Genomic DNA, 14,250 nt, shown 5'->3' on the forward strand with positions numbered 1-14,250 from the left:
GGTAGAGTCCCGGGCGATACCTCTGGAGAACCCTTGATGGACGCGAATTCCCCACTGGACGCGCTCGACAACCCCGGCCTGCTGCGCACGCAGGCCCTGATCAATGGCGAATGGGTCGGCGGCTCCGCCACGTTTGCGGTCAACGATCCGGCCACCGGCCGCGAACTGGCCCAGGTGCCCAACCTCGGCCGCGCCGACGCCGATTCGGCGATCGCCGCCGCCGCCAACGCGCTGAACGCCTGGCGCAGCAAACCCGCCAAGGAGCGCGCCGCCGTGCTGGTGCGCTGGCAGCAGCTGCTCGTCAAGCACGCCGACGACCTGGCCCGGCTGATGACGGCCGAACAGGGCAAGCCGCTGGCCGAAGCGCGCGGCGAAGTCATCTATGGCGCCAGCTTCCTCGACTGGTTCGCCGAGGAGGGCAAGCGCGTCTACGGCGAGACCATCCCGACGACCGACCCGACCAAGCGCTACCTCGTCATCAAGCAGGCCGTCGGCGTCTGCGCGGCCATCACGCCGTGGAACTTCCCGTTGGCGATGATCACGCGCAAGGTCGCCCCGGCCCTGGCCGCCGGCTGCACCGTCATCATCAAGCCGGCCGAGGCGACGCCGCTGACGGCCCTGGCTGCTGCCGAACTGGCCCAGCAGGCCGGCATGCCGGCCGGCGTGCTGAACGTGCTGACGGCGGACTCCCAGCAGTCCATCGAGATCGGCCAGGTGCTGTGCGAGAGCGATGTCGTGCGCCATCTGTCTTTCACCGGCAGCACGGAGGTCGGTCGCATCCTGATGAAGCAGTGCGCGCCGTCGATCAAGAAGCTCAGCCTGGAGCTGGGCGGCAATGCGCCCTTCATCGTCTTTGACGACGCCGACCTCGACTCCGCCGTGGAAGGCGCCATCGCCAGCAAATACCGCAACGCCGGCCAGACCTGCGTCTGCGCCAACCGCATCTATGTGCAGGCGGGTATCTACGACGCCTTCCTGGAGAAATTCGCGGCCAAGGTCGCGGCGCTGAAGACAGGTAATGGGTTTGATGCCGGCATCAATGTCGGGCCGCTGATCGACGCTGCAGCGCTGGAAAAGGTCGAGACCCATGTCGCCGACGCCATCGCCTTGGGTGCCAAACTGCTGGCGGGCGGCAAGCGCATCGAGACCGCCGGCGGCAACTTCTTCGAGCCGACGCTGCTGGCCGATGCGACGCCGCAGATGCTGTGCTCGCGCGAGGAGACCTTCGGCCCGGTGGCGCCCATCTTCAAGTTCCAGACCGAAGAGGACGCGATCCGGTTGGCCAACTCCACCGAGTTCGGCCTGGCCAGCTATTTCTACAGCCGCGACATCGGCCGCATCTTCCGCGTCGGCGAGGCGCTGGAATACGGCATGGTGGGCGTCAACACGGGGCTGATCTCGACGGCCGAGGTGCCGTTCGGCGGTGTGAAGCAATCGGGCCTGGGCCGCGAGGGCGGGCGCCAGGGCATCGAGGACTATGTCGAGGTGAAGTACCTCTGCCTGGGCGACATCCACCGCTGAAAACCAGGCCCCGGCAACAAAAAAACCGCGAGGCAGCTTCTGGCTGCACTCGCGGTTGCCGAACCGACTGACCGGGCCTTGTGCACCCGGCAGTCAAGCTACTTACTCGAAATCCACGCTGAAGGTCAGCGAGGTGAAGCGCGGGGCACCGAGGTAGTAGAACTCGGTGCTGGCAGATTGCGATGCGGTCGAGCCATTCGTCGTCCGCAGCGGCGTTGCCTGCGTGTTGGTCAGGATCGAAGACGCGCTGCGGTACTTCGCATTGCCGATGTTGCTGACGTTCAGGCGCAGTTGGGCGTTCTTCAGCTGCGAGCCGAAGTTGCCGAACTTGAAGCCGGCGTCCAGGTCACCGGTGGTGTAAGCGGGGGCGGCTTCCTGGTTCATCAGGTCCACGTACTGCGAGCCGGTGTACTTGCCCTTCAGGCGCACATAGACCGGGCCTTGCTCGTATTGCACGGACAGGGCGGCCATCTTCTTGGGCGTCTTGCCGAACTCCTTGTCCTTGATCGGCAGGAAGCCGGTAGCGGTCAGCTGCAGATCGTCCGTGATCTTGCTCTTCTGCAGCGTCAGCGAGCCATAGGCCGAGAAGCCGCCGAAGACGCCGCTGCCGACTTCCATCTCCAGGCCACGGTTCTTCACGCCGCCGGCATTTACATAGGTGGTGACCAGGGTATTCGGGTCCGTCGCCGAGACCTGGCGGTTCTTGAAGTCTGAGCTGAACAGCGTAGCCGTGAACGAGATGTCCTTCGACTGGAAGCGGTAGCCGCCGTCGATCATCGTCGACGTTTCCGGCTTGACCTCTACGAAGGGCTGGACCGGGCCGCCGTTGACGGATGCTACATAGACGCCGCTGGAGCTGACCTGATAGGCATAGTTCGGTGGTGCGCGGAAGTTCTTCGCGGCATTCAGGAAGACATGCTGTTTGCTGTCCAGGTTGAAGCGGGCACCGATTTGCGGCAACGCCTTGCGGAACGAACGCGTAATGTTGAAGTCTTGGTAGACGTTGGCGCCCTTGGTATAGACGCCATTGACCAGCGTGTAGGTCGGGACCGGGGTCTCGCTAGCGTAGTTGGTCACGTCACGCGTCACATGCGGCAGGCGCAGGCCCAGCGAAATGAAGGCGCGGTCGTTCAACAGCGTGATCTGGTCGTTCAGGTAGATCTGGTAGGCGGTGCTGATCGTCTTGCTGTCGCGACCTTCGTAGCAAGTGCCGTCAGTGCGCTTGATGCAGCCGTCCTGCAGCCAGGGGTCCGCCGGCGTGCCGTCGGCATTGATGCGGACGCCCGGCTGGGTCTGGCGGTGCTGGGCACGCTCATACCACAGGCCCAGCTTCAGGTAGTGGCTGTCCAGCGTGGTGCTGAGTTCGCCGGTGATGCCGGGACGCATGGTCTTGGTCACGCTGGCGCGGCCCACGGCAACCTTGTCCAGCTTGTCGCCATCGCCATTGATGTCAATGGCGCCGCCAATCAGGCTAGTCCCCGAGCTACCGGTCTTGGCAGCGGTACCGGTTTCGTCAAGGATGACTTGCGACCAGCCGCCGTTGCCAAAGCCGTACCACATGTAGGGCTGGACCTTCAAATAAGTGTCCTGGGCGACCTTGAAGGAACCCGACACCGACGCAATCACGTTCTTGAACGGGTTCAGCGCCATGCCGTAGTAGACCGGCGACTGGGTGACGTCGGTCTGGGCCGTGCCGCCCACCGGTGTCTTCAGCGCCTTGAAGTTCGCGCCGTAGTCATAGTTGTAGCCATAGGGCGTGCCATTGGCATCAGAGCCAGAGGCAAAGGAGGCGGCGCAGCTGGAGAGCGGAACGAGCTGAGCTTGGCACAGGCTGACCGAGAAGATGTTCTGGTTGTACAAACGGTTGTACAGGATCGAGCCCAGGATGTGGTTGTCCTCGTTCAGGTCGAGCGTGAAGCCGGCGTCGACATGGTCCTTCTTGAGCTTGCCGACACCCTTCCACTTGTCGGCTTCGGCATGCGAATAGCTCAGGAAGACCTTGGCCTTGTTGTCCAGGAAACGACCCGTGTCGACACGCAGGAAGGAGCGGAACAGGTTCAGGCCGCCGAACGTCTGCGAGAAGCGGAGGCGGCTCGTGTCATTCGGGTCGCAGGTGATCATGCTCACGCTGCCGCCGGTGGCGCCGCTGTGGGGCGATTCCAGCTCGGGAGAGCCCTGGGCCACCGAAGCGGTACAGAGGTTCTCCTTGTCGATCATTTCCTGGGCATAGAAAGCATAGCCGCCCGAATCGTTGACCGGCACGCCGTTCACCGTGAAGCCGATCTGATCGGAGCCGAAGCCGCGGATGCTCACGTCGCCGCCGTTTAGGCCGGTCGCGTCGTAGTTGTAGGTGTTCACGCCGGGCAGCTGCGCAATGCTCTGCAGCACGTTTCCGGTGGCGATTTCCTTTTCCATCGCGGCCTTGGTGATCGTGCTGCGGCCCTTGACGGAGTCGTCATTGATCATATTGCCACCGGCCAGCTTGGCACCGGAACCAATGACCGTGATCGTGCCCAGGCGGACGGCATCGTCCTTGGCGCGCGGTGCGGCCTCTTCCTTGGCTTGATCCACCGGCGCTTGCTGCGCGTACACCGTGCCGGTGGCCAGCACGGAAACTGCCAGGGCGGTGGCGGTCTTGCAGAATAGTCTGCTCTTCATTCCTAGACTCCTAGTGGGTGCGCCAAGCGCGCGGGCTTCAACAGATTCAGTAGGGTGCCGTTCGTCGATGACCGCGGCAGAAAGACGCTTCGCAAAGCGCCCCGGAATTGTCATGACTTTCTGTGACAGAACTTTACGGGTAAGTCAGAAGTGGCCCGATTCAGACACTCGCGCCCGGCGTGAAGCACTGGGACAGTGCATCGCCGGCCGGCGACATTACTCCCCGTTTTTGGCCCGCTGACTTGGGAATCACGGAACCAAGCCACGAATCGGGCCGCCTGTAGCACCGATATGGTGCAATCTTTACTGGAATGTAAACCTTGCGGCAGAACCTCGTGATGTCGCGAAACCGCGACAAACTCGCGCTACAAACCGACCTCCAAGATCCCAGCCTCCTCCAAGCAGCTCCGTCATGGCCTTTACCCACTCCTTCCGTCTCGCCACCGGCCTCGTGCTGGGCGCCCTGTTTGCCGGCTGCGCCACCCAGCAGCAGCCCGCCACGACAGAGCTGACGCTGCTGTCCATCAACGACTTCCACGGCAACATCCAGCCCGCCGACCCGACGCCGCTGCTGCCGCGCTTGCCCGACCCGGCCACAGGCGCGCTCAAGTCCCAGCCTGCCGGCGGTGCCGCGTATCTGGCCACGGCCCTGGCCGCGCTGAAGGCCAAGAACCCCGATGCCCTGGTTGTGGCGGGCGGCGACCTGATCGGCGCCTCGCCACTGATCTCCAACCTGCTGCGCGACGAGCCGACGCTGACCGCCATGTCCCAGCTCGGCATCGCCGCCAGCGCCCTGGGCAACCATGAGCTGGATGCCGGCCTGCCCGAGCTGCTGCGCCAGACCCGCGGCGAATGCGGCGCAGGCGGTTGCCTGTGGCCGGGCTACAAGGGCCCCGGCTTTCCCTATCTCGGCGCCAATGTGCTGGACGCGAACACCGGCAAGCCGCTGCTGCCCAGCCATGTCATCAAGCAGGCTGGCGCGCTGAAAGTCGCCATCGCGGGCGTAGCGACGCTGGAGACGCCGCATGTCATCGTCGCCCGGGCGATCAAGGGCATCCGCTTCGCCGACGAGGCCGACACGCTGAATGCGCTCGTCCCCCAGCTCAAGGCGGAAGGCGCGCAAGTGCTGGTGGCCGTCATGCACGAGGGTGGCGTTCAAGGAAGGGACGCCAGCGCCAACGACCCGAGCTACGCCTGCCCGACGCTGACCGGCCGCGTGCAGGACATCGCCAAGCGCCTGGACCCCGCCTACGCCATCATCATCGGCGGCCACACCCATCAGGCCTACACCTGCAAGATCGACGGCCGCCTCGTCGTGCAAGCCGGCAGCTATGGCGGCTGGATCACCGAAAGCCATCTCAAGTTCGACGCTGCCGGCCGCGTGCTCGATGCCCAGGCCGTCAACCACCCGGTGCTGCAGTCGGCCTACGCGCCCAACCCGGCACTGGCCGCCCTGGTCGCCCAGGCCGCCGCGCTGACCGAAGCAGCCCGCAACAAGCCGGTCACCACCTTGACGCAAGGCGCCTCGCGCAATGCCAAGGAGCCCCATGGCGACTCCGCGCTGGGCAACCTCATCGCGGACAGCCAGCTCGCCTTCGCGCGCAAGCAGGGCCCGGCCGACGTGGCATTCATGAACCCCGGCGGCATCCGCGCCGACCTGACCGTGAAGCCCGGCAAGCCCACGACGATGAGTGACCTGCTCGCCATCCAGCCCTTCGGCAACGACATCGTCGCGGTGACGCTGACCGGCCAGCAGCTGCTGGACATTCTGCAGCGCCAGCTGCCCAAGGGCGACGCCGCCCCGCGCATGCTGCAGCCCTCGTCGACGCTGCGCTACCACTGGCGCGCCGCGGCCGATGGCGTCGCCCAACTCGTCGACCCGCGCATCAACGGCGAGCCGATCGATCCGGCGCGCAACTACCGCGTCGTCATCAACAACTTCCTCTCCGAAGGCGGCGACGCCCAGGCGGGTTTCAAGCATGGCCGCGACCGCGCCGTGCTCGGCACCGACATCGACGCCCTCGTCGAGCTGCTGCGCGACAACCCGCTGGCGCTTTCCCAGGCGGCGCCGGGCCGCATCGTGCGCGACTAGGGCAAACCTGTAACTTCTTGTAGCGACCCCGGCCCGGCGCCCTGACGGGGCCGCCCTAGACTCGAAGCGCCCGGCATTGATGGCCGGGCAGCAGCGGCTCGGGGGCGTGATGGCGTGGGACATGCAAGCCGGCGGTGACGCCCAGCCTCAGGCCGGTCCTGCAGCCGCGAGCCCCTCGCCCGGCACGCCCAGCCCCCTGATCCGCGAGGTCATTGCCCACCTGCCCTGCGGCCTGGCCGTTTTCGACGCCGAACGCCGTCTCCTCGTGCACAACGCCGAGTTCGAGCGCCTGCTCAACGTGCCGGCCTCCCTTTTCGAAGAACCGCCGCTGCGCTTCGACGACCTGATCCTCTTCTTCGCCGCCCGCGGCGACTATGGCGAAGGCGAACAGGCCCGCGCCGCGGTCGACGCGGCCCTGGCCCTGGGCCGCGACCAGCGCGCCAACCGCCTCGAGACCTACCGCACCGGCGAGCGCCTCATCGAGGCCCGCACGGCGCCCCTTCCCGATGGTGGCCTCGTGCTGACAGTCCTCGACCTGACGCCCCAGGCCCAGGCCCGTCTCGCCGCCGAGCGCGCGTCACAAGCCAAGACGCGCTTCCTGGCCAATATGAGCCACGAGATCCGCACGCCGATGAATGCCGTGCTGGGCATGCTGCGCCTGCTGCAGAAGACGCCACTGGACGCCCGCCAGCGTGACTACGCCGTCAAGAGCGAAGGCGCCGCGCGTGGCCTGCTCGGCCTGCTCAACGACATCCTCGACTTCTCCAAGATCGAAGCCGGCCACCTCGGCCTGGACCCGCACCCGACACGCCTGGACGAGCTGCTGCGCGACCTCTCCGTCATCCTGGCCGCCAACGTCGACAAGCGCGAGCTCGAGCTGCTGTTCGACCTCGACCCCGCCCTGCCGCCGGTCGTGGTCGCCGATGCACTGCGCCTGCAGCAGGTGCTCATCAACCTGGCCGGCAACGCCATCAAGTTCACGCAGGCCGGCGAGGTCGTGCTCGGCATCTCGCTCGTGTCGCAGAACGCCAGCAGCGTCGTGCTCGCCTTCTCGGTGCGCGACACCGGCATCGGCATCGCGCCCGAGCAGCAGCAGCGCATCTTCTCGGGCTTTGCCCAGGCCGAGGCGTCAACGGCCCGGCGCTTCGGCGGCACCGGCCTGGGCCTGGCCATCAGCCGCCGCCTGGTGCGCCTGATGGGCGGCGACATCCACATCGAAAGCACGCCCGGCCAGGGCAGCCGCTTCAGCTTCACGCTGAGCTTCCCCTTGCCCGCCGAGGAGGCCGCCCCCGTGCCGCGTCAGGCCCTGCAGGCCCTCGTCATCGACGACCATGCCGAGGCGCGCCGGGTCATCGGCACGCTGGCCCAATCCCTGGGCTGGACGGCGCGCCTGGCAGCCAGCGGCGCCGAGGCGCTGGAGCTGATCACCAGCGGCACGCCGGAGGTCGTGCTGCTCGACTGGGTCATGCCCGGCATGGATGGCTGGCAGACCGCCGTGCACCTGCGCCAGCGCCTCGGCCCCGAGCCGCTGATCCTGATGGTCACCAGCTACGACCGCGAACGCCTGGCCCAGCGCAGCGCGGCCGAGCAGGCCCTGCTCGACGGCTTCCTCGTCAAGCCCATCACCGCGACCCTGCTGAGCCAGGCCGTCAGCGCGGCCATCCAGGCACGCTGCAGTGACGGCGAGCCGCCCGAACCGGCACCGCAGCGCCTGGCCGGCCTGCATCTCCTCGTCGTCGAGGACAACCCCGGCAACCAGCAGGTCACGCGCGAACTGCTTGAACTCGAAGGTGCCCAGATCAGCCTGGCCGGCGACGGCCAGCAGGCCCTGACCCTGCTCGCCCAGACCCGCGGCCGGCGCGGCTTTGACGCCGTGCTGATGGACGTGCAGATGCCCGTCATGGATGGAACGACAGCCACGCGGCTGATCCGACGTCAGCTGGGCCTGACCCTGCCCATCATTGCGATGACGGCGGGCGCGCTGGATGCCGAACGCCAGGCCTGCCTTGAGGCCGGCATGGACGAGCACATCGGCAAGCCCTTCGACCCCGACGTGCTGGTCGCCGTGATCAGCCGGCGCTGCGGCGCTGCGCCCACGGCGCCCAGGACCGTGGCCGCCGAGCTGCCGCCCACCCTGCTGGCCGACGCGGGCCGGGCCGGCATCGCGCTGGCCGAGGCGCTCGCGCGCATGTCCGGCCGCATTGAGCTGTTCGAACGCACGCTGGCCGCCCTGCACGAACAGGATCGCAAGCTCGCCCGGGCCCTGGCCGAGGGCGGCCGTACTGCCACGCGCGGCCTGCATGGCTACCGCGGGCTGGCCGCCATGCTCGGCGCAGGGGAACTGGCTGCCCTGGCCGCCGAAGGTGAACATGCCGGTGCGCCCGATGAAGACTGGCGCCGCCGTTTTCTCGAGCGCCGCCAGGCCGACCTCGCCGCGCTGGACCGGCTCGCCGCCGACCTGCACGCCCGCCAGGCCCTGCACGACGATCTCGCCGAACAGCAGCGGCCCGCAGCGCCCGGCAGCCTCGCCCAGCGCGTGGACGCCCTCGCCGAACTGCTCGACGGCGCCGACCTCGCTGCGCTCGACTTCCACCAGGGCCTGCGCGAGCGGCTGCGGCAGGAGGCCGATGAAGGCACCGCGATTGCCCTCGATTCGGCCATGGAAGCCCTCGACTTCGGCACTGCGCTGACGCTGTGCCACCGCCTGCGCACGACGCTGGAAGCCCGACCATGATGCAGCTCTCCCTGCCTGACCGCGCACCGCTGACGCCCGGCCACGCGCCGGCCGGCCGCCGCCCGCGCCTGCTCATCGTCGACGACCAGCCGGTCAACATCCAGGCCCTGCACCGCGTCTTCGCGAGCGATTGCCAGGTGCTGATGGCCACCGACGGCAGCCGCGCCCTGCAGTTGTGCCGCGACCGCCAGCCCGACCTCGTGCTGCTGGACGTGCAGATGCCCGGCATGGACGGCCACCAGCTCTGCGCCGAACTGAAGGCCGACCCGCTGCTGCGCAGCATCGCCGTCATCTTCGTGACCGCGCAGGACCAGCCCGAGGACGAGACCCGCGCGCTGGACGCCGGCGCGGCCGACTTCATCACCAAGCCCTTCAATCCCACCGTCGTGCGGGCGCGGGTGCGGACCCAGCTGACCTTGAAAGCCCAGTCGGACCTTTTGCGCGAGCTCGCCTTCATCGACGGGCTGACCGGCGTGCACAACCGCCGGCATTTCGACGAGCGCTTCATCGCCGAAGCCCGGCGCGCGCAGCGCTCGCGCTCGCCACTGGCCATCGTGCTCGCCGATGTCGACCACTTCAAGCGCTACAACGATGCGCTGGGGCACTTGGCGGGGGATGACTGCCTGCGGCGCGTGGCGGCGGCATTGCGGGCTTGCCTGCGGCGGCCGACCGACCTGCTGGCGCGCTACGGCGGAGAGGAGTTCGTCTGCCTGCTGCCGGACACCGATCTGGCAGGAGCGATCGGGGTGGCGCAGCTGATGGAGGACACGGTGAGGGCGTTGTCGCTGCCGCATCCGGGGGTGGAAGGCTGCGTGACGATCAGCCTGGGGGTGTCCGCGGGGTCGCAGGCTCAGGGGCTCGTCGAGGCGGCGGACAAGGCGTTGTATCTGGCCAAGGCTGCGGGGAGGGGAAGGGTGAGTTGGGTCGAAGGCTGAAGCTCAATACGCGCCGGCGCCGACAGTCAGTTCTTCCAACGTGCCCAGTGCAAATCGGGGCGATTCTTCTTCAGCCATGCCTTGAGGTCTTCGAGCAGCTTGGCGGCCTGCTCGATCCCCTCTTCGACGGCAGCAGGGCTGACCGGATCGCCATCGCAGTCAGAGGTGTTGCGTTGCTTGCGCAAGGTATCCAGCAACACCATGGTCTTGTTGTCGAGGCCAATGCTCAATGGCAGGCTTTGTATCGCCGTCTGGTAGTACCCCGTCTGACTCATGGAAGTGCAATAGCCGTTGGCGGGTGTTCTCACGCAATTGCTCGCCCGCAGCGAAGCCGGCAGCCGGGGCTTCGACGCCGGGTGCCGCCGGGCCAGCGCATGGTCAATCCTCCGACAACCACTTGAGCACCGTCTCGTTATGTTGCAGAGCCTTCACGCCGGTCAGCAGCTTCCGCACCTGCTCCTGCAGCTTCGAGGAATCGACCTGCAGTTGTCCCTTCATGTTGTCCGCGGCGTTCCCCTGGTTCAACCCGCGCCGGTCCATCGCGCCGACCGCCGAATGGTGCTCGATCTCCCTGCGCCCCGCCTCGCCCCTGACCCGCTTGGACGTGGTATCTGACTCCTCCCCATGCCGCAGGCGGATGCCCTCGCCGCGCCCGATGGCGAACGGATGCTCGACGCCGGTCATGACGTCGTGCTCCATCCACAACTTCGCGATATCCAGCGCGTGAATCCGCAGCGTGTCCAGGCCATCAATCTCCTCAGGGAGCACCTTGTCATGGGCGTCACTCGCCAGGTCGTGAAGGCGGTGAAGCTGCTGACCGAGCGCACTCAGCTCCATGACCCTGGCCGTCCATCGCGGCGTCTTGAGATCGTGCGTCCGGATGTCCTCCTCCAACTTGTCGACCTGCGCCAGAGTGGGAAGCAGCCCCATCAAAAGCGGTTTGCTGGATGACGATTCGCTCCCTGGGCCCCCGAGAAAGGAGAAGTACTGCAGGGCATGGCCGAGCTCGTGCAGCAGCACCGTCGCGCCGCTGATGCCGGGCGGCTCGAGCGGCTCGATGCGCTCGCCGACCTGCTGCTTGATGGTGTCGTACCGGCCGCTGGCGTCGAAGATGGGCCTCAGCCCCGTGTCTTCCATGATGGGGCGGCGGACTTCGGTCTGCCCATCGGCCCGGATCGTGTGGCCAGGGTCCCGCACGCCACAGAGGAGGTCAGCCGCCGAGACCGGAATGTAGGCGTCGATGCCTTCGGCCGACGAGTGCGTCTTTGTCACTTCCGCCTTGAACGCCTCAGGCTCGGATCCAAATCGCGGCATGGCGGAGGACGAGGCGCCCGCCTCCGCCACCAGCGCCACGTATTTGGACTCCTGCACGGCGGCACAGGTCGGCGTCCCCTCGACCTCCCCCAGGGCGGACTTGAGCGGCACGGATGCCTTCTTATTGGCCACGACGATCCTGCGTTGGACCGGCGCGCCACCGGCCGCGTCGGACACGGTTTCCAGGACCTGGCGTTGAGCCAGGACACGCGGCGAGCGGTTGATCGCCACCTGTAGTGCCGACCGGGGGCCGGTCGCCTCGCGCGATCCGCCATCCCGCGATTCGCGCTCAGCGGCTGGCTGGCGCGACGCGTTGTCAGTATCGGTACTGGATTGGCGAGTCTTCATCGCTGCCCTTCTGAATGCGCGGCAGGTTCGCCGGCTTCAGTCGCAGCATGAGCCGCTCGGCCTGTGCGCACCATCGGTCGAATGCTGAGGTGGTGTCACCGAACGGCTGAGTCCACGCGGTGCCGGGCCGCCAGGTGCAAGGAGAGCCATCAACGGCGACGGAGCGGGACCACGACACCACGACGCGGGAACACGTCTCCGGCTTGAATGCCGCTTCCGTGACTCGTCCAGGACGCGATCCGCTGCCGTAACGCTGCCAAGCGATCAACGTTGGCAACGTAGAGGGGCCGATTTCTCGTGTGATCGTCGATGACGACCGGCGACGGCGACGGCGACGGCGATCAACGATGTAGAGCGGGTGATGGAAATCGAACCCGCGTATCGAGCTTGGGAAGCCGCGTCACGAGCTGTGGTCGCGTCCTGCGAGCACATGACGCGATCCGCGCTCGTAACGCTGCCAAGCGATGAACGTTGGCAACGGCGATGGGCTGACTTCTTGGGTGATCGTCGATGACGATCAGTGAAGGTGGAGCGAGTAGAGGGAGTCGAACCCTCGTCTCTGGCTTGGGAAGCCGCGTCACGAGCTGTGGTCGCGTCCTGCGGGCACATGACGCGATCCGCGCCCGTAACGCTGCCAAGCGATCAACGTTGGCAACGTCGATGGGCAGACTTCTTGTGTAATCGTCGATGACGGACGGTGACGGCGATCAGCGACGTGGAGCAGGCGAAGGGAATCGAACCCTCATCTTGAGTATGGGAAACTCAGGTCCTGCCATTGAACGACACCTGCGGCAGGGCTCCAGTCTAGCGCGTGTCACCGCAGGTGGATCTCACGCGGACACGCAGTGGAGCCGGCACGACTAAGCCCTCTTGACGCCGTCAAAGCTGTAGTCGCCCTTCTGGATCTTCTTCTTGGCATTTTCAAAGTGCCGATCTGGGATCGTCGGGTTGGCTGAGCGCGCGTCATCCATTCGCTGCATCAGTGCATTGAACTCGTCCTCAAGTTCTTCCGTCGTGCGCGTCGCGCCAATCATTGATGCCTGACGGAAGCGGTCTTGCAAGGTCTTGAATCGGTTGGCGCTGTCCGCGGTGGACTTCAAGCTCACGTCTAGGTCAAGCGCCTTGAAGATTGCAGGGAACAACCCCGCGATCAAGGCTGCGATGGCGATTGGCCAATCGAAATACGGATCGCGCACGAAGATGCGCGCGCTGGCAAACGCGCCACAGATGATTGGAAGGACGATGAAGGCCACGCGGAATACGCGGACTTCTTTCTGCCAGCTAAACAGCGCCGTAGAGGTGTACAGGCAGGACTCCTCCTGCCGCTTCGCTTCGTCGACGAGTTGCTGCGTGCGCTGATCCATCAGACCCATTTCGGAATGTCGTTGCCATAGATTTTCTGCCATTCGTCACCCGCATTCGCCATGTCGTTGCTCCGTTCGAACTCGCAAGCCTTCGCGGCGCGCGCGTAGGCAGACTCAGCACGGGACTTCCAGGCCTCACCAAGCCATAGCATCTGGTACGTCCCTGGCGCCCAAAGGTGGGTATTTGCCTTGGTGATCACCCATTTGAAGAAGTCGCGGCTGATCCAGTCGTAGTAGAAGTAGCCTTTACCGCGCCATTCGCATTGATCGAGAAATTCGATGGCCAGTAGCTCAAGGTAGAACGACTTGATCGGCACAGAGCACCATGCTTGCCACGCTTTCAGCATCCGAATCAGGCGGCGAGCGTTACCTGCGGTACGCCCATCGGCCGCGGTGATCGCATCGACCTCATGCAAGGGCATGGTCTTCATGTACGAGCCGCCGTTCTTCGTGTCGCATACGTAGTAGGACCGTTCCTCGTCGCTGTACAGGAACGCCGGCACGACCTCAACGCTGTAACTCGTGAACCCGGCGAGCACCACCGGGCCATCGCCCTTGATGTTGCTTGTCGGATAGGACGCAAGCAGCTTCGCCTTCACTTCTTGCAAGAGGGCCGATTGCTTGTTCACACCGGCGGCGTACTTCTCGAACCGGTGATAAACGTCGACTGGTAGCAGGAAGTACAGGTCAACGTCGCGGGGAGGACGAACCTGGGTGCCCTTCGCCCACGAACCGATGAGAAAGGCATGGTCTGTCTGAGAGTTGCTGCCGTAGTAGGCCGAGTTGAGGCATGACACGACACCGTAAATCTTCGTCCATCCGTCTACTTCCTGCGAAGCCGTCAGCTCGAGGTTGCCCAGGAAAGTCGAAAAGCGCTTCGTGACGTGTATCCACTTCGGAGGCTCTGGCGCCTGCGCAGCCGAGAAAAGGCCGAGCCCTTGCGACGCTTGATACGATTGAGTCCCTTCGAGAAGACTTGCCAGGGAAAGCAATCTATTTGGCAGCTGTTGGCTCACGAAACCTCCAGGGCGCAGGTGAGCGCACTGGGTAAATGCACAGCAATTCACGGTTGTAACAAGCCCGGAATCAGGTTCGATTCCCTTCGCCTGCTCCACGTCGCTGATCGCCCTCACCGGCCGTCATCGACGATCACACGAGAAGTCGGCCCATCGACGTTGCCACCGTTGATCGCTTGGCAGCGTTACGGGCGCGGATCGCGTCATGTGCCCGCAGGACGCGACCACAGCTCGTGACGCGGCTTCCCAAGCTAGAGCCGCGGGTTCG

The 14,250-nt window shown here is 65.8% G+C and carries 9 protein-coding genes and 1 tRNA gene; 4 read left to right on the plus strand and 6 right to left on the minus strand.

Going from position 1 to position 14,250, the window contains the following annotated elements; genetic code table 11:
* Positions 1-36: 36 nt before the first annotated feature.
* The gene (locus tag ACXJKJ_RS17505) at positions 37-1,521 is read left to right on the plus strand and encodes an NAD-dependent succinate-semialdehyde dehydrogenase (protein ID WP_056199358.1); all 1,485 of its coding nucleotides are present in this window, start codon (positions 37-39) and stop codon (positions 1,519-1,521) included.
* A 102-nt stretch (positions 1,522-1,623) separates the two neighbouring features.
* Here ACXJKJ_RS17505 and ACXJKJ_RS17510 read toward each other — a convergent pair whose 3' ends face one another.
* Positions 1,624-4,179, minus strand: coding sequence for a TonB-dependent receptor (locus ACXJKJ_RS17510; RefSeq protein ID WP_056199361.1), 2,556 nt, complete (start codon positions 4,177-4,179; stop codon positions 1,624-1,626).
* 412 nt (positions 4,180-4,591) lie between these two features.
* Between ACXJKJ_RS17510 and ACXJKJ_RS17515 the strand changes: the two genes are divergently transcribed.
* The 3 genes from ACXJKJ_RS17515 (at position 4,592) to ACXJKJ_RS17525 (ending at position 9,940) form a co-directional block, all read left to right on the plus strand.
* Complete coding sequence (locus tag ACXJKJ_RS17515) at positions 4,592-6,271, plus strand: bifunctional metallophosphatase/5'-nucleotidase (RefSeq protein ID WP_457391306.1); 1,680 nt, start codon at positions 4,592-4,594, stop codon at positions 6,269-6,271.
* Positions 6,272-6,392: 121 nt separating this feature from the next.
* Positions 6,393-9,005 (plus strand): response regulator, encoded by a 2,613-nt coding sequence (locus ACXJKJ_RS17520; protein ID WP_457391308.1) that lies wholly within the window; start codon positions 6,393-6,395, stop codon positions 9,003-9,005.
* A complete protein-coding gene (locus ACXJKJ_RS17525) occupies positions 9,002-9,940 on the plus strand; it encodes a diguanylate cyclase (RefSeq protein ID WP_457324618.1) in 939 nt (312 codons plus the stop codon). The genes ACXJKJ_RS17520 and ACXJKJ_RS17525 overlap by 4 nt, the downstream gene beginning before the upstream one ends.
* A gap of 26 nt (positions 9,941-9,966) precedes the next feature.
* Here the strand turns inward: ACXJKJ_RS17525 and ACXJKJ_RS17530 are convergent, their stop codons facing one another.
* The 5 genes from ACXJKJ_RS17530 to ACXJKJ_RS17550 form a co-directional block, all read right to left on the minus strand.
* A complete protein-coding gene (locus ACXJKJ_RS17530; protein ID WP_457391310.1) occupies positions 9,967-10,248 on the minus strand; it encodes a hypothetical protein in 282 nt (93 codons plus the stop codon).
* A gap of 70 nt (positions 10,249-10,318) precedes the next feature.
* Positions 10,319-11,602 carry a hypothetical protein gene (locus tag ACXJKJ_RS17535; RefSeq protein WP_457391312.1) on the minus strand — a complete coding sequence of 428 codons (1,284 nt, stop codon included), beginning with the start codon at positions 11,600-11,602 and terminating at the stop codon, positions 10,319-10,321.
* 716 nt (positions 11,603-12,318) lie between these two features.
* Positions 12,319-12,392: transfer RNA gene (locus ACXJKJ_RS17540), tRNA-Gly, on the minus strand.
* Between the two features lie 70 nt (positions 12,393-12,462).
* Positions 12,463-12,966, minus strand: coding sequence for a hypothetical protein (locus ACXJKJ_RS17545; protein WP_457391314.1), 504 nt, complete (start codon positions 12,964-12,966; stop codon positions 12,463-12,465).
* Entirely contained in the window at positions 12,966-13,982 is a 1,017-nt protein-coding gene (locus ACXJKJ_RS17550; protein WP_457391315.1) for an SMODS domain-containing nucleotidyltransferase, read from the minus strand. Before ACXJKJ_RS17550 ends, ACXJKJ_RS17545 begins: the two co-directional genes overlap by 1 nt.
* Positions 13,983-14,250: the final 268 nt, after the last annotated feature.

The sequence above is a fragment of the Roseateles sp. P5_E1 genome, from assembly GCF_054049335.1.

Excerpts from the sequence above, each read along its gene's own strand:
- ACXJKJ_RS17505 (WP_056199358.1), top strand. The coding sequence starts at position 37 with ATGGACGCGAATTCCCCACTGGACGCGCTCGACAACCCCGGCCTGCTG.
- ACXJKJ_RS17510 (WP_056199361.1), bottom strand. The coding sequence starts at position 4,179 with ATGAAGAGCAGACTATTCTGCAAGACCGCCACCGCCCTGGCAGTTTCC.
- ACXJKJ_RS17515 (WP_457391306.1), top strand. The coding sequence starts at position 4,592 with ATGGCCTTTACCCACTCCTTCCGTCTCGCCACCGGCCTCGTGCTGGGC.
- ACXJKJ_RS17520 (WP_457391308.1), top strand. The coding sequence starts at position 6,393 with ATGCAAGCCGGCGGTGACGCCCAGCCTCAGGCCGGTCCTGCAGCCGCG.
- ACXJKJ_RS17525 (WP_457324618.1), top strand. The coding sequence starts at position 9,002 with ATGATGCAGCTCTCCCTGCCTGACCGCGCACCGCTGACGCCCGGCCAC.
- ACXJKJ_RS17535 (WP_457391312.1), bottom strand. The coding sequence starts at position 11,602 with ATGAAGACTCGCCAATCCAGTACCGATACTGACAACGCGTCGCGCCAG.
- ACXJKJ_RS17545 (WP_457391314.1), bottom strand. The coding sequence starts at position 12,966 with ATGGATCAGCGCACGCAGCAACTCGTCGACGAAGCGAAGCGGCAGGAG.